20 protein-coding genes are annotated in these 20,295 nt (G+C 66.2%); 10 read left to right on the forward strand and 10 right to left on the reverse strand.

The window, feature by feature from the left end; genetic code table 11:
• Positions 1-327 precede the first annotated feature (327 nt).
• Complete coding sequence (locus tag O6X71_RS16440) at positions 328-1,827, forward strand: lipopolysaccharide biosynthesis protein (protein WP_435368509.1); 1,500 nt, start codon at positions 328-330, stop codon at positions 1,825-1,827.
• Here O6X71_RS16440 and O6X71_RS16445 read toward each other — a convergent pair whose 3' ends face one another.
• Positions 1,828-2,253: a CBS domain-containing protein gene (locus O6X71_RS16445; RefSeq protein ID WP_136189012.1), complete on the reverse strand. Its 426-nt coding sequence runs from the start codon at positions 2,251-2,253 to the stop codon at positions 1,828-1,830. It abuts the gene before it with no gap.
• 71 nt (positions 2,254-2,324) lie between these two features.
• Between O6X71_RS16445 and O6X71_RS16450 the strand changes: the two genes are divergently transcribed.
• Entirely contained in the window at positions 2,325-2,615 is a 291-nt protein-coding gene (locus tag O6X71_RS16450; protein ID WP_353466800.1) for a hypothetical protein, read from the forward strand.
• A 107-nt stretch (positions 2,616-2,722) separates the two neighbouring features.
• Here the strand turns inward: O6X71_RS16450 and O6X71_RS16455 are convergent, their stop codons facing one another.
• From O6X71_RS16455 to hisS, 4 genes are all read right to left on the reverse strand, one after another.
• On the reverse strand, positions 2,723-3,979 hold the full coding sequence (locus tag O6X71_RS16455) for a DUF4167 domain-containing protein (RefSeq protein ID WP_353466802.1): 1,257 nt from the start codon (positions 3,977-3,979) through the stop codon (positions 2,723-2,725).
• A gap of 256 nt (positions 3,980-4,235) precedes the next feature.
• Positions 4,236-5,099: a peptide chain release factor N(5)-glutamine methyltransferase gene (prmC, locus tag O6X71_RS16460; protein WP_353466804.1), complete on the reverse strand. Its 864-nt coding sequence runs from the start codon at positions 5,097-5,099 to the stop codon at positions 4,236-4,238.
• An 81-nt stretch (positions 5,100-5,180) separates the two neighbouring features.
• Positions 5,181-6,254: a peptide chain release factor 1 gene (gene prfA, locus O6X71_RS16465; RefSeq protein WP_056053173.1), complete on the reverse strand. Its 1,074-nt coding sequence runs from the start codon at positions 6,252-6,254 to the stop codon at positions 5,181-5,183.
• The gene (gene hisS, locus O6X71_RS16470; protein ID WP_353466806.1) at positions 6,251-7,501 is read right to left on the reverse strand and encodes a histidine--tRNA ligase; all 1,251 of its coding nucleotides are present in this window, start codon (positions 7,499-7,501) and stop codon (positions 6,251-6,253) included. The genes prfA and hisS overlap by 4 nt, the downstream gene beginning before the upstream one ends.
• A 49-nt stretch (positions 7,502-7,550) precedes the next feature.
• Between hisS and O6X71_RS16475 the strand changes: the two genes are divergently transcribed.
• The 4 genes from O6X71_RS16475 (at position 7,551) to O6X71_RS16490 (ending at position 11,522) form a co-directional block, all read left to right on the forward strand.
• Entirely contained in the window at positions 7,551-8,204 is a 654-nt protein-coding gene (locus tag O6X71_RS16475) for a DUF1345 domain-containing protein (protein ID WP_353466808.1), read from the forward strand.
• An 82-nt stretch (positions 8,205-8,286) separates the two neighbouring features.
• Positions 8,287-10,200, forward strand: coding sequence for a M61 family metallopeptidase (locus O6X71_RS16480; RefSeq protein WP_353466810.1), 1,914 nt, complete (start codon positions 8,287-8,289; stop codon positions 10,198-10,200).
• Positions 10,201-10,276: 76 nt separating this feature from the next.
• Positions 10,277-10,855 carry an inorganic diphosphatase gene (ppa, locus tag O6X71_RS16485; protein WP_353466811.1) on the forward strand — a complete coding sequence of 193 codons (579 nt, stop codon included), beginning with the start codon at positions 10,277-10,279 and terminating at the stop codon, positions 10,853-10,855.
• A 4-nt stretch (positions 10,856-10,859) separates the two neighbouring features.
• The gene (locus O6X71_RS16490; protein ID WP_353466812.1) at positions 10,860-11,522 is read left to right on the forward strand and encodes a TIGR02466 family protein; all 663 of its coding nucleotides are present in this window, start codon (positions 10,860-10,862) and stop codon (positions 11,520-11,522) included.
• Between the two features lie 122 nt (positions 11,523-11,644).
• Here the strand turns inward: O6X71_RS16490 and O6X71_RS16495 are convergent, their stop codons facing one another.
• The 3 genes from O6X71_RS16495 to ispG form a co-directional block, all read right to left on the reverse strand.
• Positions 11,645-12,121, reverse strand: a complete 477-nt coding sequence (locus tag O6X71_RS16495; protein WP_353466814.1) for a GNAT family N-acetyltransferase — start codon at positions 12,119-12,121, stop codon at positions 11,645-11,647.
• A complete protein-coding gene (locus O6X71_RS16500) occupies positions 12,118-13,017 on the reverse strand; it encodes a DMT family transporter (protein ID WP_353466816.1) in 900 nt (299 codons plus the stop codon). The genes O6X71_RS16495 and O6X71_RS16500 overlap by 4 nt, the downstream gene beginning before the upstream one ends.
• A 306-nt stretch (positions 13,018-13,323) precedes the next feature.
• Complete coding sequence (gene ispG, locus O6X71_RS16505) at positions 13,324-14,463, reverse strand: flavodoxin-dependent (E)-4-hydroxy-3-methylbut-2-enyl-diphosphate synthase (protein WP_353466818.1); 1,140 nt, start codon at positions 14,461-14,463, stop codon at positions 13,324-13,326.
• A gap of 115 nt (positions 14,464-14,578) precedes the next feature.
• Here ispG and O6X71_RS16510 point away from each other — a divergent pair, with 115 nt between their 5' ends.
• The 4 genes from O6X71_RS16510 to O6X71_RS16525 all read left to right on the forward strand — a co-directional run bounded on the left by O6X71_RS16510 (position 14,579) and on the right by O6X71_RS16525 (position 18,073).
• On the forward strand, positions 14,579-15,100 hold the full coding sequence (locus tag O6X71_RS16510; RefSeq protein ID WP_353466820.1) for a DUF1993 domain-containing protein: 522 nt from the start codon (positions 14,579-14,581) through the stop codon (positions 15,098-15,100).
• 68 nt (positions 15,101-15,168) lie between these two features.
• Positions 15,169-16,308, forward strand: a complete 1,140-nt coding sequence (locus O6X71_RS16515; protein WP_353466821.1) for an acyltransferase family protein — start codon at positions 15,169-15,171, stop codon at positions 16,306-16,308.
• Positions 16,305-17,225, forward strand: coding sequence for an isoaspartyl peptidase/L-asparaginase family protein (locus O6X71_RS16520; protein WP_353466823.1), 921 nt, complete (start codon positions 16,305-16,307; stop codon positions 17,223-17,225). The genes O6X71_RS16515 and O6X71_RS16520 overlap by 4 nt, the downstream gene beginning before the upstream one ends.
• On the forward strand, positions 17,222-18,073 hold the full coding sequence (locus tag O6X71_RS16525) for a S1/P1 nuclease (protein WP_353466825.1): 852 nt from the start codon (positions 17,222-17,224) through the stop codon (positions 18,071-18,073). The genes O6X71_RS16520 and O6X71_RS16525 overlap by 4 nt, the downstream gene beginning before the upstream one ends.
• Positions 18,074-18,238: 165 nt before the next feature.
• Here O6X71_RS16525 and pal read toward each other — a convergent pair whose 3' ends face one another.
• Positions 18,239-18,766, reverse strand: a complete 528-nt coding sequence (pal, locus tag O6X71_RS16530; RefSeq protein WP_353466827.1) for a peptidoglycan-associated lipoprotein Pal — start codon at positions 18,764-18,766, stop codon at positions 18,239-18,241.
• A gap of 52 nt (positions 18,767-18,818) precedes the next feature.
• The gene (gene tolB / locus O6X71_RS16535) at positions 18,819-20,189 is read right to left on the reverse strand and encodes a Tol-Pal system beta propeller repeat protein TolB (RefSeq protein WP_353466829.1); all 1,371 of its coding nucleotides are present in this window, start codon (positions 20,187-20,189) and stop codon (positions 18,819-18,821) included.
• Between the last annotated feature and the right edge of the window lie 106 nt (positions 20,190-20,295).

Raw genomic sequence — 20,295 nt, forward strand, 5'->3', positions numbered from 1 at the left:
GAAGCTTGCAGCATCCGGTTTTTTGCGACCGCTCCAGAAGCCGGTGAGGCACTCCGCTGCGGTGACACCCCTCTAGGCGGGGTTCCGATTCGCGTCAAACACAATCTTTCACATTTGTGGCAATTTTCTCGGATTGGCGCGTTTAGGACGCCCCACACCCCTTCCAAGCCGCTGATCACAATACGTTCGACGATCGCGTCCCGCGCCTTTGCCGCTGCACGTCACGTCCGACGCCTTGGCTCGATCGTCCCTACGTCATCGCCTTAAGCGCTCTACGTCATCGCCTTAAGCGATTGTGAAGGCCATTACCGCTACATGCCCGATACGATGGACACCGTGAGCCCCGCACCTGTCGCCGCCACTCCCGTTCCCGGCGAGCCAAGTTCGCTCGCCGGACAGGTACGTAGCGCGTTGATCTGGCGGTCGGGGAGCCAGATCGTCGCGCAGCTCGTGCAATGGAGCGCCACGTTCCTCGTCATTCGTATCCTGGCGCCTTCGGATTACGGGCTGTTCGCGATGTGCCAGGTCATCCTGACCTTCATGGGGATGCTCAACGGCTATGGCCTCGCCAGCGGATTGATCCAGCAGAAGACGATTACCGAGCGCGAAGTTCGCCAGCTGTTCGGCATGCTGATCCTGCTCAATGTCACGCTGGCGATCATACAGGTATCGTTGGCGCCGCTTGCGTCGGCCTATTACCGGCAGCCGATCGTCGGCGAGATGCTCCGAGTACAGGCTTTGCTATACCTGACGACGCCCTTCATCGCGCTGCCGTACGCGCTGCTGTCCAGGTCGATGGACTTTCGCCATCAGGCGAAGGCGAACATCACCGCGTCGATCGCCTCCGCCAGCGTGGCTTTGGGTGGTGCGCTGTACGGCCTTGGCGTCTGGACGCTCGTGATCGCGCCGATCGTGCTGTTCAGCGTGCGCGGCGCGATGATGACGTGGAGCGCGCGGTCCCTCGTATGGCCGAGTTTCGACTTTCGCGGTGCTGGGACGATCGCGCGCTATGGCGGCGTGATGGCGGCGGGGCAGCTGTTCTGGTTCCTGCAAAGCGAGACCGACGTGTTCATCGCCGGACGCAGCTTCTCGGCGCATACGCTCGGGATTTACACGACGAGCCTGTTCCTGACGCAGATCTTCGTTTCGAAGTTCGTGCCGCCGCTGAACGAGGTCGCCTTCTCCGCCTATGCGCGGATGCAGGCCGATCCCGATGCGATCGGGCGCGCGTTCGTGAAGGGCGTCCGGATGGTGATGATCGTCGCGATGCCGTTCTACATGGGGTTGGCCGCGACCGCCGAGCCGCTGGTACTGACCGTGCTGGGTGACAAATGGCGCGAGACGGCGCCGATCGTCCACCTGCTCGCGCTGGCGATGCCGTTCATGACGTTGCAGGTGTTGTTCACGCCCGCGTCCGATGCGCGCGGCCGACCAGGGATCGGCGTCCAGAACGGCGCGGTCGGAGCGCTGATTTTGACCACAGCATTCCTGGTCGGTGTCCAGTGGGGTCCGACCGGGATGGGCGTGGCGTGGATCGCGGCCTATCCCCTTTACCTGGGGATCAGCGCTTGGCGGACGCTGCCGGTGATCGGCGTTCGTGCACGCGACGTGGCGCGCGCGGTCGCATCGCCGGCACTGGCGGCGATCGCGATGGCGCTGATCGTCGGGCTGGTGGATCGCGCGCTGCCACCGCTCGATGCGCATTGGCGGCTGATGATGCTCGTGGCGATCGGCGCGGCGGTCTATGCGGCGTGGATGCTGGTCTTTGCGCGGGCGACCGTGCGCGAACTGATCGCGGTCGCGCGGAAGCAGCCGGTCGCCGCCTAGTTACGCGGACTGGATATATTCGCGCATCGCCGCGGCATCGGCCTCGATCCGGTCGATGCGGTATTTGACCAGATCGCCGATCGAGACAAACCCGACCAGCGTTTCGCCCTCGATCACCGGCAGGTGACGGATGCGTCGCTGGGTCATCAGCGACAATGCGCCGATCGCCGACTCGTTGGGCCCGATCGACTTTACCGCGGTGGTCATCACGTCGCCGATCCGCCGTTCGAGCGCCGCTGCGCCATCCGATTGCAGGCAGTGGATGACGTCGCGTTCGGAGAAAATGCCGACGACCTTGCCGCCATCGAGCACCGGCGCCGCGCCGATCCGCTTCTCCGCGAGCAGGGCCACCGCCTGGGCCACGGTAGAATCGGGGGTCAGCGACTGTATGTCGCCCTTGTCCTTCAGGATCGCCGCGATCGTCATCTTCGCCTCTCCTCAACTGCGTCTAGTGCGCCCGGCTTGAGGAAACCATGTTTGCGCGGCAATGTGAAGCGATGACCGATCGACTGCCTGAACCGCCGGCCGGGTTGGACGACCCGCAATACGCTGCATTCGCATGGGCGCGGTTCCGGGCGATCATGGCGTGGATGGTGCTGGCGGCAGCGATATGCGTCGCGGCGATCATTGCGGCGATGGCGCATGTGCAAGGTCCGCTGCACCTCGTGACGATGCTCGCGGTGATCGGCGGGGTCGGCGGATCGGTGATGATGGCCGGACTGTTGATGGGGCTCGCGTTCCTCAGTTCGGGAAGCGGGCATGACGAGGACGTGACGCGGCTCGATTGAGCGCGCGGCGCTGATATGGTCGGGCATGAAAAAGGCCGGTGTCGCGTGAAGCGGCACCGGCCTTTTCAAGTCTCAGCGTGATCCCGGAAAAGGCCGGGATGACGGCTTCAGCCTGCGACCTCGTCCGGTACCGCACGAACGCGGCGACGGCGGGGCTTTTCTTCGGGCGCAGCATCGGCGGCGGGCGAGTCCTTCGCAGGTGCTGGCGCCGGCGTTATTGCCGAGATCCCGAGCGATGGCGGCAGGCGGTCCGCGTCGAATGCGGTCGGTGCCGCATCTTCGGTCGCGCCCTGGTCCTGTGCGACAGGTGCGTCGAGGCTGCGATCGCGGCGCGGGCGACCGCGACGGCGGGGCTGTTCCTCGGTCGCAGCGACCGGCATCGCCGTCTCGACGGTTTCGGTTGGCTGAGCCACCTGCTCGGGGGCTTCGGTTACCGAACGGACCGCATCGGCTTCCGAATCCTGGTTGGCGTTGGCGACCGGTGCGCTCACGCGGGGCGTGCGGCGGATCGTCTCGCGCTGCGGCGCATCGCGGTAATCGCTGCGGGGTTCGCGGACCTGCTCGTCACGGGGCTGGGTCTCGTGCGACTGAGTCTCGCGTGCCTGGGCCTCACGGGCCTGATCCTGCTCTTCGCCGTTGCGGTCGTCGCGGGGCTGAGCATCACGCGACTGGGCGTTGCGCTGGTTGCGCGGATTGTCGCCACGGACGCGATCTTCGCGCTGACCCTCGTTGCGCGGCTGAGACTCGTTACGCTGACCCTCATTACGCTGGCCCTCGTAGCGGTTGTTCTCGTACCGCGGGCGCTCTTCGCGCTGCGGACGATCTTCACGCTGAGGGCGGTCCTCGCGGTTCTGGGTGTCGCGAGGCTGGTTCTCACGATTCTGACGGGGCGCGTTCTGGTACTGGCCGTTCTGCTGGCCGCCATTCTGCTCGCCACGCGACTGCTCGGGCGTACCCTGCTGCTCGCCGGAACGGATCGGTTCGCCCTCGTCGCCGTAATCGTCGTCGCCGTCGAGATCGAACGGCTGCTGGCGGCGCGGCTGCTGCTGCGCCTGCGGCTGGCTCTCTTCGAAGCGGGCGCGGGTTTCGCTCAGGACGCGGAAATAATGGTCCGCGAACTGGAGGTAATATTCGATGTTGACGCGGTCGCCCTGCTGCTGCGCGTCGCGCGCGAGGTTCTTGTACTTCTCGTACAGCTGGCTCGCGTTGCCGCGCGCGCGGCTGTCGATGCGGTTGCCGGTATCGCGACCACCCTGGCCGCCGCCGCCGCCGCCACCCTGGCGTTGACCGCCACCACTACCGCCGCCGCCATTATTATTGTTGCCACGACCGCGACGGCGGCCGGCTTGCCGGTTGTTGATCAAGCTTGTGTCCTCAGTCGTCGAACCAAAATCTGGTCGTGCTCCGAAATGCGGTGCAAACCCCCGTCGCGCACCGACGATCTAGACGAGATCGGTACGTCGAACTTGCCAGGGCCGCCGGACTGCAGCGACCTCAAAGCGAAGGATGCGGGTCATCGCTCTAAACCGACCAATCGTCGAGAGTGCGTGCCCCTGCCCGCGTGATAGCGTCCGCAAGGGACCTACTACAAGCGAAATGTGAGGTTTAGCGCCATATTGTTCAAGTCGCGGGGGCGTGGGTTGCGACCAGCGCGCGCGGGTTGTCGCCATAGTCGTGGTGAAGCGCGACGTGCAGGCCCTGCGCTTCGAGCAGCGCCGTGACGGGGGGAGCCTGCGTCGAACCGATCTCGATCACCGCCGCGCCGCCGGGGGCGATCAGTGCGGGGAGCTGTTCGGCGAGGATGCGGTAGTCGTCCAGCCCGTCTGAGCCGGCGTAGAGCGCGGCGTGGGGTTCGTGGTCGTGGACTTCGGCTGGGAGGCGTTCGTCGGTGGCGATGTAGGGGGGGTTGGCGAGGATCAGGTCGAACTGGCCGGCGATCGCGCTGGCCCAACTCCCGCGGATGAAGCGCGCGCGGTCGGTGACGCCGAGGGTTGCGGCGTTGGCGCGGGCGTAAGCGAGCGCTTGGGGGGAATAGTCTACGCCGAGGCCTTGCGCCGGCCATTCGTCGAGCGCGGCGAGGAGCAATGTGCCGGGGCCGGTGCCCAGGTCGAGTATTGTCGCGGGGGCGCGGCCGGCGAAGTGCGCTTGGGCGGCGATCAGGAGCGTTTCGCTGTCGGCGCGGGGGACGAGCGCGCCGGGGCCTACGGCGAGGTCGATCGACCAGAAGCCGCGGGTGCCGGTGATGTACGCGATCGGTTCGTGGTTGAGGCGGCGTTCGACGAGCGCGGCGAAGGTCTCGGGGACGGTGTAGCGATCCGGATCGAGGAGGATCGCGTTACGCTGGACGCCAAGTGCGTGCGCCATGAGGAGTTCCGCGTCGAGGCGGGGGGTGGTGGAGAACGCGAACTGTGCGGCGGCAGTGGCGAGCGCTGCACTTACTGCTCCCCTCCCGCTTGCGGGAGGGGTCGGGGGAGGGGCTGTCACCGAGCGATGCCCTTAGCAAGAAGCCCCTCCCCTAACCCCTCCCGCAAGCGGGAGGGGAATGCCGTTGCGGCTGGGGAAAGCTCAGCCATCCAGCTGCGCCAGGCGGTCCGCTTCGTCCTGCGCGACCAGCGCGCCGATCAGTTCGTCCATCTCGCCCGCGACGATCTCCGGCAGGCGGTGCAGCGTCAGGTTGATGCGGTGATCTGTCACGCGGCCTTGCGGGAAATTGTACGTCCGGATCCGCTCCGAACGATCTCCTGAGCCGACCATCGACTTACGCGCCCCTGCCCGCTCGGCATGCAGTCGGTCGCGTTCCGCCTCGTACAGCCGCGTCCTGAGCACGCGGAGGGCCTTGGCCTTGTTCTTGTGCTGCGACTTCTCGTCCTGCTGGATCACCGTCAGCCCGGTCGGGATGTGGACGATCCGCACCGCGGAGTCCGTCGTGTTGACCGACTGGCCGCCGGGGCCCGACGAGCGATAGACGTCGATGCGCAGGTCCTTGTCGTCGATCTTGACGTCGACCTCCTCCGCCTCGGGCAGCACCGCGACGGTCGCTGCCGAGGTGTGGATCCGGCCGCCGGCCTCGGTGGTCGGCACGCGCTGGACGCGGTGGACGCCGCTTTCGAACTTGAGCTTGGCGAACACGCCCTGGCCGGTGACGCTGGCGACGACTTCCTTGAAGCCGCCCGCGTCGGACGACGATCCGGAGATCATCTCGACCCGCCAGCCCTGGGATTCGGCATAGCGCTGGTACATCCGGAACAGGTCGCCCGCGAACAGCGCCGCCTCGTCGCCACCGGTGCCGGCGCGGACTTCGAGCATCGCCGAGCGCTCGTCGGCGGAATCGCGCGGCAACAGCGCGAGCGCGAGTTTGCGGTCCGCGGTCTCGAGCAGCGTGCGGTTCTCGTGCAGTTCGTCCGACGCCATCGCGCGGAGTTCGTCGTCGGCATCCTCGGCCATGAACGCGAGGCTCTCCGCCTCCTGCCGAAGCCGGCGCACCTCGGTGGCGGCTTGGGCGACGGGTTCGAGCTCGGCATATTCCTTGGACACCGCGACGAAACGGTCGGAGGGGAGATCGCCGGTCGACATCAGCGCCTGCAGCTCGTCACGCCGCGCTTCGATCGCGCGGATGCGGTCGGGGGAGATTTGGGTCATTCAAGACCGCCGGTAGCCGAGTCGATGATCGCCCTGAACTGGTCCGGCTGGAATTTAGCTCGTAAGCCACGTTCGCTAACGCTCACGAGACCGTCTCTGCGAGACAATGAAATAGCGTAGGCCGGGTTTGTCTTAAGCGCCTTTTCGTACCGCTTTTTCGGGTTTCCGGTGACACTCGCTTCCACAGTAAAGCCTGCTCGCCGAAGTGCTGCCGTCAGCTTAGTAGCCGCAGACTCAAACTCTTGAGCTTCGGCAACAACCGCGACGTCGACCTCGGGCACCGCTGGCTCATCAATCAGCATAGCGAGACGCTCGACACCCGCAGCCCAGCCAACGCCTGCCGTCTCGGGCCCACCGAGCGACCCGATCAGCCCGTCATACCGGCCGCCGGCTAGGACCGTCCCCTGTGCACCCAGCTTGTCGGTCACGAACTCGAACGCGGTGTGACGGTAGTAATCGAGCCCCCGCACCAGCCGCGCGTTGCGCTCCCACGCGACACCCGCCGCATCGAGGCCGGCGGTCACCGCCTCGAAGAACGCCCGTGCCTCGTCCGTCAGATACGCGTCGATATCGGGCGCGCTGTCGGCGATCGGGCGGTCGCGCGGGTCCTTCGAATCGAGGATCCGCATCGGGTTCTTCTCGAGCCGGGTCAGGCTGTCCTCGGACAGTTCCCCGCGATGCGCCTCGAAATGCGCGACCAGCGCCTCGCGCCATGCGTCGCGCGTCGCCGCGTCGCCCAGCGTGTTGAGCTGCAACGTCACGCCCTCGGAAATCCCGAGTTCGCGCAGCAGTTGGTCCGCCAGCACGAGCAGCTCGACGTCCGCCGCTGGTTCAGCAGCACCGATCACCTCGGCGTCGATCTGGTGGAACTGGCGGAAGCGCCCCTTTTGCGGGCGCTCGTAGCGGAACACCGGACCGCTGGTGGTGAGCTTCAGCGGCGCGAACTGCTGCCAGCCTTCGGTCAGGTACGCGCGCGCAATACCGGCGGTGAACTCCGGGCGGAGCGTCAGCGAATCCCCGCCGCGATCCTCGAACGTGTACATCTCCTTCGACACGACGTCGGTCGTCTCGCCGAGCGAACGCGCGAACACCGCCGTCGACTCGAACACCGGGATATCGACGCGCTGGAAGCAATACAGCGCCCGCACGCGTTCGAACGTCGACAGGACATGCGCGAACCGGCGCTGCTCGTCGCCGAAAATGTCCTGGGTGCCACGGATGCGGCGCGGGGTTTCTGTCTTGGCCATGATGCGCGCGTATCTAGGCGACGTCCCCGCTAAGCGCTAGCGCTGTGGCATGAACGACAAACCCAGATATTGGGGCCTCGGCCAACGAGTCGCCCCGCCGCGGTTCATCCTGTTCGTGCTGGTCTTCGCGATCGGGCTGGCCGCGCTGATCCCGCGGTTCGGGCTCGGGCGGGGCACGATGGCGGCGTTCGACGTCGCCGCGGTCGTGTTCCTGATCGCGGTCTCGACCTTGTTCCGCAACGCCACCGCCGAGCGGATGCGCCGCGCGGCGGAAGAGAACGATGCCAACCGTGCGGTGCTGCTCGGGTTCAGCGGGACGATCATGCTGGTCATCCTGGTCGCGGTCGCCAAGGAATTGCAGGGCAAGAACGACGCGGTCGGGATCGCGTTGACGATCTCGACGCTGGCGCTCGCGTGGCTGTTCTCGAACATGATCTACACGCTGCATTATGCGCATCTGTTCTATGTCGACGATCCGGACGGCAAGGATGCGAAGGGCCTCGATTTCCCGAGCTGCGACGAGCCCGATTACTGGGACTTCGCCTATTTCGCCTTCACGCTGGGGATGACGTTCCAGACCTCGGACGTCGAGATCACCTCGCGCCGGGTGCGGAAAGCCGCGCTCGGCCAGTGCATGGCTGCGTTCGTGTTCAACATCGGCGTGCTGGCGTTCACGATCAACGTGCTCGGGAGTGCTGGCTGAGGATACCGGGTAAAGGACTGGACGGCTGCCCTTTATCGCGATTACACCTCGTGTCATCGTCTCTCAGCCGGAAGGCCCTTCCTTGATCCGCAAGCTTCTCGTCGCGTCCCTGCTCGCATCCGCCGTACCCGCCTTCGCGCAAGTCCCCGCCGGCAATACCGCGCCGCAGCCCGTCCCGTTCGTCGACACCATTCCCGACGCGGTCGACACGCCCTATCCCGGCACGCTGTTGCTCGACGTCGATGCGACCGATACCGAGCGTGGCATCTTCCGCGTGAAGCAGACCATCCCGGTCGCCAAGTCCGGCCCGATGGCATTGCTCTACCCCAAGTGGCTGCCCGGCGCGCATTCCCCGCGCGGCGAGATCGAGAAGCTCGCGGGCCTCGTGATCCGCGCCAACGGCAAGATCGTGCCCTGGACGCGTGATCCGGTCGACGTCTTCGCGTTCCACATCGACGTGCCTACCGGCGCGAAGTCTGTGGTGGCCGAATTCCAGTTCATCTCCGCGACCAAGGGCGACCAGGGCCGTATCGTGATGACGCCGACGATGGTCAGCCTCGAGCCAAACCTCGTCAGCCTCTATCCGGCGGGCTATTTCACGCGCCAGATCCCGATCAAAATGACCGTCACCTACCCGGCCGGCTGGACTGCGGCGGGTGCGGTGCCGGCCAAGGTGTCGGGCTCGACCTACAGCTACGACACGACCAACTACGAGATCCTCGTCGATTCGCCGACGCTGGCAGGCAAGTACGGCAAGGTCTGGCCGCTCTCCCCCCGCGTCGACCTGAACGTGTTCGCCGACAGCCCCGACCAGCTCGCTGCCAAGCCCGAGCAGATCGATGCACACAAACGGCTCGTCGACCAGGCGGTGAAGACCTTCGGCGCGCAGCATTACGATCATTACGAGTTCCTGCTGTCGATCACCGACCAGCTCGGCGGGATCGGCCTGGAGCATCATCGCAGTTCGGAGAACGGCGTTCGTCCGGGCTATTTCACCGAATGGGAAACCGGCGCAGCTGCGCGCAACCTCCTGCCGCACGAATACACGCATAGCTGGGACGGCAAGTTCCGCCGCGGCGCCGACCTGTGGACGCCCGATTTCCGCACGCCGATGCGCGATTCGTTGCTGTGGGTGTACGAAGGCCAGACGCAGTTCTGGGGCTATGTGCTTCAGGCGCGCTCGGGGCTGGTCAGCAAGCAGGACACGCTCGACGGTTACGCCTCGATCCTCGGTATCTACGACACCGCGAAGGGTCGCGAGTGGCGTCCGCTGATCGATACGACCAACGATCCGGTGATCTCGGCCCGCAAGCCGAAGGGCTGGACCAGCTGGCAGCGCTCGGAGGATTACTACAACGAGGGCCTGATGGTCTGGATGGAAGTCGACGCGATGCTTCGCCAGAAGTCGAACGGGACCAAGTCGATCGACGATTTCGCGCGTGCCTTCTTCGGCGTCCGCGACGGCGATTACGGCGAGCTGACCTACACCTTCGCCGACGTCGCGAAGACGCTGAACGGCATCGTCCCCTATGACTGGGCGACGTTCCTGAATACGCGCCTGACCGAGACGGGCAAGCCCGCGCCGATCAACGGCTTCGCGATGAACGGCTACAAGCTGGTCTATGGCCCCGAGCAGAGCCCGTATCTGAAGCAGGCCGAGAAGACCCGCGGCACCGATGTCAGCTATTCGCTGGGCATGGTGATCAACAAGGACGGCGTCGTGACCTCGTCGATCTGGGACAGCCCGGCATTCAAGGCGGGGCTAGACGTCGGCACCGAGATCGAGGCGGTCAACAGCGAAGCCTATTCGTCGGACCGGATCAAGGCGGCGATCCTGGCCGCTAAGGGTACGAAAGTGCCGATCCGCCTGACTGTAAAGAACAACGACCGTTTCCGCGACATCTTGCTCGATTACCATGACGGCCCGCGCTATCCGCGGCTACAGAAGGTGGGTACAGGTGACGGCGGACTGGACAAGCTGCTGACGCCGCGCTGACCAGAGACTAATCCAACGTGGTGCCGGCCGCTCCCCAGACGAGGAGCGCCGGCATCGTCATATCGAAAGGACCGCCATGCGTATCGACCTCATCCCGACCGGCAAAAACCCGCCTGAGGATCTGAACGTCATCATCGAAGTGCCGACCGGCGGCGAGCCCGTGAAGTACGAGTTCGACAAGGCATCGGGCGCGCTGTTCGTCGATCGTATCCTGCACACGCCGATGCGCTATCCGGCGAACTACGGCTTCGTGCCGCACACGCTCAGCCCCGATGGCGATCCGTTGGATGCACTGGTGATCGCGCGCTCGCCGTTCATCCCCGGCTGCGTCGTTCGCGCGCGGCCGATCGCGGTGCTGAACCTGGAAGACGAAGCTGGCGGCGACGAAAAGCTCGTCTGCGTCCCCGTCGATGCGGTCTTCCCGTACTACGCCAACATCGGCGAGCGCGGCGACATGCCCGAGATCGTGTTCGAGCAGATCGAGCATTTTTTCACCCACTACAAGGACCTTGAAAAGACGAAGTGGGTCCGCGTCGGCAAGTGGGGCGACGCCGAAGAAGCAAAGCGCGTCACGATCGAGGCGATCGAGCGCTACAACACCGAGAAGGCCAAGGGCGAAGAGCCGATGAACGCGGACGACGCCGCAGGACGCTGATAGCATGACGACGGCGTCTCGCCCGTTCGACGGTATCCGCGTCCGCGCGGCGCAGATCGGACTGTACGAGACGCCGATCCTGCACGGACGGCTGGCCGACGCCGCCGCCCTGACTGCGGCATTGCGCACCGCGATCCTCGATCGCTACGCCGCCGCGCCCAGCTTGGCTCGATCGAATGTCGGTGGCTGGCATTCCGCTACCGACATGCTCGACTGGGGCGGGCCGGCAGCGGTCGCGCTCGCCGATACCGCGGTAAAGATGGCGAAGCGCGCCTCGCATTTCGATGGGCGCGATGCGGCGACCGTCGAGTGGACCGTCAAGATGTGGGCGAACGTGTCGCCGCCCGGCGCGCTCAACATGAGCCACGCGCATCCCGGCGTTTTGTGGGCCGCTGTCTATTATGTCGACATGGGTACCCCGCCTGCGGAGGGCGAAGCGGGCGGCGAGCTGTTCTTCGAGGACCCGCGCTTCCCGGTGCCGTTCATGCGGCTGCCGGGGTTTCGCCTCGTCGGGATCGACGGCCAGCCGCAGCCCATCGAACGCCGCCTGCCGACCGAGGCGGGCGACCTGATCCTGTTCCCCGCCTGGCTCCGCCACGGCGTCCGGCCGCACTTGGGCACAGGCGACCGCATCTCAATCGCGATGAATATCGACGTGAAGGGCTAGGCGGGCGCAACGGACAATCCTCCCCCGCCAGGGGGAGGTAAGCGCCGACCGACGTTCCGTGTCCTCCCCCTCCGTCACCTGCGGTGACACCTCCCCCTGGCGGGGGAGGATCGTTTGCTGCCCTACCGTCCAGCGAGCTTCACCAAAGCATCCCCCGACATCCGCTGGATCGTCCAGTCCTCCATCCCGACCGCGCCGGCCTTCCGGTAAAACGCGATCGCGTCGGCGTTCCAGTCAAGGACGGACCATTCGAACCGTGCACAACCGCGATCGAGCGCCACGCCAGCGAGATGCGCCAGCAGCGCACCCCCGACCCCCTGCCCACGCGCTTCCGGCGTCACGTAGAGATCCTCCAGATACAGGCCGAGCTTGCCCGTCCAGGTCGAGAAATTGTGGAAGAACAGCGCGAACCCGAGGGGGCCTTGCGCGGTCTCTGCAATCACAGCTTCCGCGGCAGTCCGCTCCCCGAACAGCGCCTCTTCCAGCATGGCCTCGGTAGCCTCGACCGCATCCGGTTCGCGTTCGAACGCGGCGAGTTCGCGGACGAAGCGCAGGATCGTGCCGACATCGGCGGCGGTGGCGGAACGGATGACGGTCATACAGTGGCCTCGATCGATGTCTGCGCGATGTCACGCCGCCGCGCCGCGTACAGGCACGCGACGACGATGATCGCCGCGCCCGCCAGCGTGAACGCCGATACCCGCTCGCCAAACACCAGGAAACCCAGCACTGCCGCATAGACGAACGACGTATATTCGGTGGTCGCAAGGAACCCGGTATCGCCGTGCGCATAGGCCCAGCCGAGCAGCCACAGCGACGCGGTCGCGAGCCCCGCGGCGAGTATGAGCTTCGGCCATTGCGCCGCTTCGGGCATCACCGCCAGCCACGGCGCGGCGAGCCCCAGCGTGACGGTGATAACGAGCGCCTGGAAGAATGCGATCTCCCCCGGCCGCGCCGCCTGGCTCTGCATCCGCGCGATCACCAGGTTGACCGCATACAGCACTGCCGAGCCCAGGATCGCCAGCGTCCCGTGGAACGTTCCGGGTCCAGGCACCTCGCGCCCCTGCCCGATCATCACCACCAGCACGCCACCCAGCGCGGCGATCGAGGCGACGAACGTTTTCCACCCGACCCGCTCACCGAGTGTCACCGCCGCGAGCAACAGCGCGAGAATTGGCGCGATGTAAGTCAGCGAAATCGCCTGCGCCATCGGCACGCGCGCCAGCCCCCAAAAGAACAGCACCGCCATCGCCGTCGTCACCAGCCCGCGCGCCAGATGCAGCTTGAGCGCCCGCCCGCTCGGTCGCCCGCTATTGCCCAGCTTCCACGCGACGGCACCGAGCCCTACGCTGATCATCTGTCGCCAGAGCAGTGCATTATAGACGCCGATCGCCAGGACGAGCGACTTCATCACCGCATCCATCATGGAGAACAGTCCGATGCCCAGCGCGGCAACCGCAAAGGCCAAGGCCGGCGAAACGCCGCGAGGGGTCACCGGACTAAACCGCATCGTACACGATCAGTGTTTGGATCATCCGCATGCAATCCGCATAACCGGCATCCCATCGCTACGCTATCGTCGGCGCGGGAACCGCCGTTGCGGTTCCGTTTCGCTGGAGCGGTCTCCACGCTTTTTAATCGTTGTTCCCTCGCGAACGCGGGGCCCCAGGACCACGAACGCTATCGTCTCTTACCCTGGACTCCCGCTTTCGCGGGAGAACGAGAAAAGGCGCCTGCCTCCACACGGCGTCATCCTGACGGGATTCAAAATAACGGATGTTGGAGCCGCTCGCGTAAATCGTTATTCCGCCGCCATCTCCGGCACCAGCGCGGCTATCGCTTCATCCGCCGCGTCGATCTCCGCCGCCTTCGCCTCGACCAACCGAACGATGTGGTCGACCATGTCGGCGTCCTGGACGTGGTGGTCGGTAACGCCCGACAGATACACCATGTGCTTGCCGTTGCCGCCGCCGGTGATGCCGATATCGGTCTCGCGCGCCTCGCCGGGACCGTTCACCACGCAGCCAAGCACCGACAAGGACATCGGCGTGCGGATGTGCTGCAACCGCTCCTCGAGCGCCTGCACCGTACGGATCACGTCGAAACCCTGGCGGGCGCATGACGGGCACGACACGACACGGACGCCGCGGTTGCGGATGCCGAGCGCCTTCAAAATCTCGAAGCCGACGCGGACTTCCTCCTCCGGTTCGGCAGAGAGCGAGACGCGAATCGTGTCGCCGATGCCGTACCAGAGCAAACTCCCCATCCCGATCGCCGACTTGACCGTGCCGCCGACGAACCCGCCTGCCTCGGTAATGCCGAGATGCAGCGGGCAATCGACCTGTTCGGCGAGCTGCTGATACGCCGCCACCGCGAGGAACAGGTCGGATGCTTTCACCGCGACCTTGAACTCGTGAAAGTCGTGGTCCTGCAACAGCTTGATATGATCGAGCGCCGATTCGACCAGCGCATCGGGGCACGGCTCGCCATATTTCTCGAGCAGGTGCCGCTCAAGCGAGCCGCCATTGACGCCGATCCGGATCGCGCAGCCATTGGACTTGGCTGCATCGACGACTTCCTTCACGCGCGCCGCCGAGCCGATATTGCCCGGATTGATGCGCAGGCAGGCTGCACCCGCATCGGCGGCTTCGAGTGCGCGCTTGTAGTGAAAATGGATGTCCGCGACGATCGGCACGCGGCTCGCGCGGACGATCTGCTTCAGCGCAGCAGTCGATTCGACGTCGGGGCAGCTCACGCGGATGATGTCGACGCCCGCGTCTTCGCAGCGCCGGATCTGGTCGACCGTCGCGCGCACGTCGTCGGTCGGGGTATTGGTCATCGTCTGCACCGTGACCGGCGCATCGCCGCCGACGGGGACGTTGCCGACCATGATCTGGCGGCTCTTGCGGCGGGTAATATCGCGCCAGGGACGAAGGGACATGGAGATTCCTCGGGAGTTCGAGGCCTATATAGCGACTTGCGCGCTGGAACGGAACATCGCTGGCCGGAGTAGCGATCGTCGGCCATAGCGGCGCACGGCCTTTGGAGCGAACGCGATGACCCTGTCCCTGTACGATGCGACGATTCCCTCGAACCTCCAGATTCTTCGTGCGGTCGACGCGCTGCTCGACAAGGCGGAAGCGTTCGCCGTCGAGAAGGGTATCGAACCGGCGACGCTGATCGATGCAAAGCTTGCCGACGACATGCTGCCGTTCGGCTACCAGGTGAAGTCGTGCGCAGCGCATTCGGTCGGCGGGATCGAAGGCGTCCGCTGCGGCACCTTCTCGCCCGATCGATCGGCCTGGCCGACCGACTTCGCGGGTCTCCACAGCGTGATACGCGATGCGATCGCAACGCTGGAGGGGATCGATCGGGAGACGTTCGACGCGCTTGCCGACAACGACACGACATTCGAGTTCGGCACGTTCGTCATGCCGTTCACTGGCGCGAACTTCCTGCTCTCGTTCTCGCAGCCCAACTTCTATTTCCACGCCAGCACCGCCTACGCGATCCTCCGCGGGCAGGGCGTGCCCATCGGCAAGCGCGACTTCATGGGCACGCCGCGCATGAAGGCGTGAACCGGCGCGGGGAACGCCTTAGCCGCCCGACGCTTGCGGCACCGGCCCCCGCCCCGTAGGGCCGCGCGATGATGCGGCATTATGGCATGGACTGGCTGCGGATCGGGGCGTTCGCGCTGCTGATCCTCTACCATATCGGCATGGTCTTCGTGCCGTGGAACTTCCATGTGAAGTCGCTCCATGTCGAGGACTGGGTGCGGTTGCCGATGCTGGCGAGCAACGCGTGGCGGCTGACGCTGCTGTTCGTCGTCTCGGGCTATGCCAGCCGCGCGCTGCTCAACCGGTCGAGCGGCACAGGCGGATTCTTCGCCAATCGCTGCTACCGCCTGCTGGTGCCGCTGCTGTTCGGCATGGCGGTGATCGTCCCCCCACAACCCTGGGTCGAGCTGGTCACCAAGCACGCCTATGCCGGCAGCTATCTGACGTTCTGGAGCCACGACTATTTCCGGTTCGGCAAGCTTGTGGGGCTGTCGCTGCCGACCTGGAACCACCTCTGGTTCGTCGTCTATCTCTGGGTATACACGAGCGTTTTGACGCTCGGGCTGGTCGTCGTCCGCGGCGACTGGCTGCAACGCGCGTTCGACTGGGTCTTCGGCAGCTGGGCGGTGCTTGTCCTCCCCGTCGCGTGGCTCGTGTTCGTCCACGCCTGGTGGTTCCAGATGGCCGCCGAGAGCCAGGCGCTGTTCGGCGACTGGGTCGCGCACGTCACCTATTTCCCCGTCTTCCTGTTCGGCTTCGGCCTCGCCCGTTCCGAGCCCGCGATGGCGGCGATCGCACGCTGGTGGAAGGTCGGCGCGGTCGCCGCGGTGCTCGGCTATGGCGCGATCATCGGCGTCGAGCTCGAATGGCCGGGCGACATCGTCGCGCCGCGCTGGATCTACCCCGGCTACGGCGTCGCCCACGCACTGGAGCAATGGGGTGCGATCGTCGCGCTGATCGGGATCGCCGAGCGCCACTGGAACCGCGACCATCGCTGGCGCCGCACGCTGACCGAGGCGGTATTCCCGTTCTACCTGATCCACCAGACGATCATCGTCCTTGTAATGTACGCGCTGCTCCCCGCCGACCTGCCGGGCTGGGCGGAGTTCGCCTGCCTGCTCGGGGCGACGACGATCGGCTGCATCGGCTTCTACTGGATCGGCCGCTGCATCGCGCCGCTCCGTCCCCTCATCGGCCTCCGCGCCCTACCCTCGAAAGACACAGCATGACCTGGACCCTCGTCATCCACGGCGGCGCCGGTAAACTCGACAGCGAGATGGTCTCGCCCGAGCAGGATGCGGGCGCGAGAGCCGGCCTGTCGCGCGCGCTCGACGTCGGGTCGAAGGTGCTGGCGGACGGCGGCGGCGCGCTGGATGCGGTCGAAGCGGCGGTGCGCGTGCTGGAGGACGACCCGCACTTCAACTCGGGGCGTGGCGCGGTCTTCACGCATGACGGCACGCTGGAGCTCGACGCCGCGATCATGGACGGTCGCACGCGGGCGGCGGGGGCAGTCGCTGCAGCGACCGCCACGCGCAACCCCGTCGGCCTAGCCCGCGCGATCCTCGACGACGGGCGCCACGTCTTCCTCGCCGGCAAGGGCGCGGATGCGTTCTCGCTCGAACACGACCTTCCCCAGGCCGATGCCGACTGGTTCGCGACCGACGAACGCCGCCGGCAATTCGCCGAGTTCCAGGCCGATGGCGGAGGGTTCGACGTCGACATGAAATACGGCACGGTCGGCGCAGTCGCGTGCGACACGCACGGCCATGTCGCCGCCGCCACATCGACCGGCGGCGTGACCGGCAAGCGCTGGGGCCGGATCGGCGATACGCCCGTGATCGGCGCGGGGACCTTCGCCGACGATCGCGCGTGTGCCGTGTCGTGCACCGGCTCGGGCGAGTTCTTCTTCCGCGTCGGCGTCGGCCACGAGATCGCCGCGCGCGTCCGCCTGTCCGGCGAGTCGCTTCAGATCGCCGCCGACGCGGTGCTGGCCGAAGTGAAGGCGCTTGGCGGCACCGGCGGGGTGATCGTCGCGGGGCCGGACGGCGACATGGCCTGGGGTTTCAACACCGTCGGCATGTACCGCGGACGCGCGTCGTCCGAGGGTAGCCGGACGGTCGCGATCTACGCTAACGAGCCGACATGAAGCGCTATCTCCTCGCCGCCCTGGCCGCTACCGGCCTCGCCTCCCCCGCCACCGCGTTCTGGGAGTATGGCCACCAGACCGTCGCGCAGATCGCCTATGCCAACGTCACCCCGAAGACCAAGGCTGCGATCCGCAAGCTGCTCGCGCAACAGGCATTGCTGGATACGCCGACCTGCCCCGCAGGCACGATCGAGGAGGCCAGCGTCTGGGCGGACTGCATCAAGCCGCTGAAGCTGAACGACGGCTCGACGCGCTTCGGCTTTGCCTACAGCTGGCATTACCAGAACGTCGATATCTGCGCGCCGTTCGACCTGACGCCGGCGTGCAAGGAAGGCGACTGCGTCTCGTACCAGATCGACCGCGACGTGAAGATGCTCCGCGACAAGTCGACGCTGCCCCGCGACCGCGTCGTCGCGCTGGCGTTCCTGATCCACTTCGTCGGCGATCTCCACCAGCCGCTGCATGCCGGCGACCGCCACGACAAGGGCGGCAACGACGTGAAGGCGGACTACGGGATCTACGGCCCTGCGCGGTTCAACCTGCATTCGATCTGGGACGGGCCGCTGGCCGAGCGCGCAATCTCGACGCCGCCGTCTTTGGTAAGGCGCTATCCCGCGGCTGAACGCGCGAAGATCGGCGCGGGGACGGTCGTCGACTGGAGCCGGGAGAGCTGGGAGGCCTCGCATGAGGCGTATGCGGCGGCGCTTGGCGGGGACGCGTGTGGTGCGGTGCCGGCGCGGGTGAAGATGGACGATGCCACGATCGCCAGGATGGTGCCGGTGTCGCGCGAAGAGGTTCGCCGTGGGGGTATTCGGTTGGCGAAACTGCTCGACAAGGCGCTGGGGTAACCTGCTTTCCCTCGCCCCTCCGGGGAGAGGGAGGGGCCCGCGTACGCTTGTACGTGGGAGGGTGAGGGGCTTGAGGCTCGGACCGTCGGTCCCAAAGCCCCTCACCCTTCCGTCGCCAAGCGGCTCCTCCCTCCCTCTCCCCGGAGGGGAGAGGGACAAGTCAGATCAGTTCAGCACCACCGTGACCGCGCGGCGGTTCGCCGCCCAGCTCTGGTCGTCCGAGCCCATCGCCACCGGGCGCTCCTTGCCGTAGCTGATCGTCGTCATCCGGGACGACGACACGCCCTTCGCTGCCAGATAGTTCTTCGTCGCGTTGGCACGGCGATCGCCGAGCGCGAGATTATACTCGCGCGTGCCACGCTCGTCGGCATGGCCTTCGATCGTGATGCGCTGGTTCGGGAACTTGGCCAGCCACTGCGCCTGGCTGTCGAGGATCGCGCGCGCGGTCGGATCGATGTCGTACATGTCGAGCCCGAAATTCACCGTGTTCGAGCTGACCGAGCGCTGGAAGTCGGCATCCGACCCCGGCACGATCGCCCCGCCGACATTGCCGTTGTTCTGGCCCGCATTGGGATCGACCGCAGCGTTGTTGTCGACCGGTGCGGGCGGCAGCACCGCGGGGCGCTTCTTCGCGCAACCCGAAACGGCGATCAGCGCGGTGCACGCCAGCAAGATGTTGGAAAGCTTCGACATAGATAGTCTCCCGTAGAAAATCACGTTTCCCGTTAGTGCCCCCATAGCAGGTTCAGGGCCGCAGGGGGCCCCATGCCGGATCGGAGCCGTCGAGCGGCGTCGGGATTTTCCGCTCGTTCACGCCGGTCAGGTCGACCGACCAGAGGTCCGCCTTGCCGCCGCTGCCGCGTCCCGAGCGATAGAAGTTGATCACCCGGCCGTTCGGCGACCAGCTCGGACCCTCGTCCTGCCAGTCGTTGGTCAGCAATTTCTCGCCGCCACCGCTCGGGCTCATGATGCCGATCCGGAACCCGCCACCGAGCTTCGTGAACGCGATCAAGTCGCCGCGCGGGCTCCATACCGGCGTCGCATAGCGCCCGCCGCCGAAGCTGATCCGCTGCTGGTTAGATCCGTCCGCGTTCATCACGTAGATCTGCTGCCCGCCCGAGCGATCGCTCTCGAACACGATCTTCGAGCCGTCGGGCGAATAGCTGCCGCCGGTATCGATCCCCGGCGAGTTGGTCAGGCGTTGTGGGGTCCCGCCCTGCGACGATACGCGGTAGACGTCGGTGTTGCCGCCCTGCGCCATCGAGAACAGGATGTTGCGCCCGTCCGGCGAGAAGCGCGGCGCAAACGTCAGGTTCGCGTTCGCGACCACCAGCCGCTGCTTGCCCGAGCCGATATCGTAGACATAGATCGCCGGGCGATTGTTAAGATAGCTCATATAGACGATCGACTGCTGGTTCGGCGCGAACCGCGGCGTCAGCACGATCGACTGGCCATTGGTGAGGAAGCGGTGATTGGCACCATCCTGATCCATGATTGCGAGCCGCTTGATGCGGCGCCCCTTGGGTCCGGTCTCGGACACGTAGACGACGCGGCTGTCGAAATACGCGCCTTCGCCGGTCAGGCGGGTGTAGACCATGTCGGCGCACTTGTGCCCTGCGCGACGCCAGTCCGATGGCGGCACGACGAATCCGGTGCGGGTCAGTTCGGCCTTCGACGATACGTCGTAGAGGTAGCAGCCGACGGTCAGATTGCCGTCGCCGTTCGCGCGAATGAAGCCTTGCACGAGTGCCTGCGCGCCGGTGCTGCCCCAGTAGTCGAACCCGGGTGCGGTGACTTCGGGGAAGGTGATCGGGCGGAGCTGACCGGGGGATAGCGGCGTGAACAGGCCTGAGTTGCGGAGATCGTTGGTGACGATGTCGGCGAGCTGGCGGCCGAGCACGTCGGTCGAGCCTGCCGGGGTGGAGACGACCGCGGACGTCGGCATGACGGGAATCGCGATCGGCATCGGCGCGGAGATACCGCCGGTGACGTCGACCACGAGGCCTCCGGACTGATCGCCTGCCGGGGCTGGGGCGGCTGGATCGGCGGGGGTTTGCTGTGGTGCTGGAGCGGGTGCGTCCTGTGCATATGCTGCACTGCCCGAAACGAAGGCCATCAAGCCAACCGAAGCCAGAACCGATCGAGCCTTACGCCCCCCTAACACCACCCCGGCGAAGGCCGGGGCCCAGTTGGGGGACGCCGCTGATGTAACGTTGCGCATC

It is taken from the genome of Sphingomonas faeni (assembly GCF_040407505.1).
GTDB classification, from domain to species: Bacteria; Pseudomonadota; Alphaproteobacteria; order Sphingomonadales; family Sphingomonadaceae; genus Sphingomonas; species Sphingomonas faeni_E.

What these genes read in the sequence shown, in the direction of transcription:
- tolB (WP_353466829.1), bottom strand. Translation starts at nt 20,189, where the DNA reads ATGGCCTTCGTTTCGGGCAGTGCAGCATATGCACAGGACGCACCCGCT.
- O6X71_RS16450 (WP_353466800.1), top strand. Translation starts at nt 2,325, where the DNA reads ATGACCGATCGACTGCCTGAACCGCCGGCCGGGTTGGACGACCCGCAA.
- O6X71_RS16475 (WP_353466808.1), top strand. Translation starts at nt 7,551, where the DNA reads ATGAACGACAAACCCAGATATTGGGGCCTCGGCCAACGAGTCGCCCCG.
- O6X71_RS16515 (WP_353466821.1), top strand. Translation starts at nt 15,169, where the DNA reads ATGATGCGGCATTATGGCATGGACTGGCTGCGGATCGGGGCGTTCGCG.
- pal (WP_353466827.1), bottom strand. Translation starts at nt 18,766, where the DNA reads ATGTCGAAGCTTTCCAACATCTTGCTGGCGTGCACCGCGCTGATCGCC.
- ppa (WP_353466811.1), top strand. Translation starts at nt 10,277, where the DNA reads ATGCGTATCGACCTCATCCCGACCGGCAAAAACCCGCCTGAGGATCTG.
- O6X71_RS16490 (WP_353466812.1), top strand. Translation starts at nt 10,860, where the DNA reads ATGACGACGGCGTCTCGCCCGTTCGACGGTATCCGCGTCCGCGCGGCG.
- hisS (WP_353466806.1), bottom strand. Translation starts at nt 7,501, where the DNA reads ATGGCCAAGACAGAAACCCCGCGCCGCATCCGTGGCACCCAGGACATT.
- prfA (WP_056053173.1), bottom strand. Translation starts at nt 6,254, where the DNA reads ATGACCCAAATCTCCCCCGACCGCATCCGCGCGATCGAAGCGCGGCGT.
- O6X71_RS16495 (WP_353466814.1), bottom strand. Translation starts at nt 12,121, where the DNA reads ATGACCGTCATCCGTTCCGCCACCGCCGCCGATGTCGGCACGATCCTG.
- O6X71_RS16520 (WP_353466823.1), top strand. Translation starts at nt 16,305, where the DNA reads ATGACCTGGACCCTCGTCATCCACGGCGGCGCCGGTAAACTCGACAGC.
- O6X71_RS16440 (WP_435368509.1), top strand. Translation starts at nt 328, where the DNA reads ATGGACACCGTGAGCCCCGCACCTGTCGCCGCCACTCCCGTTCCCGGC.
- O6X71_RS16445 (WP_136189012.1), bottom strand. Translation starts at nt 2,253, where the DNA reads ATGACGATCGCGGCGATCCTGAAGGACAAGGGCGACATACAGTCGCTG.
- ispG (WP_353466818.1), bottom strand. Translation starts at nt 14,463, where the DNA reads ATGTCCCTTCGTCCCTGGCGCGATATTACCCGCCGCAAGAGCCGCCAG.
- O6X71_RS16510 (WP_353466820.1), top strand. Translation starts at nt 14,579, where the DNA reads ATGACCCTGTCCCTGTACGATGCGACGATTCCCTCGAACCTCCAGATT.
- O6X71_RS16525 (WP_353466825.1), top strand. Translation starts at nt 17,222, where the DNA reads ATGAAGCGCTATCTCCTCGCCGCCCTGGCCGCTACCGGCCTCGCCTCC.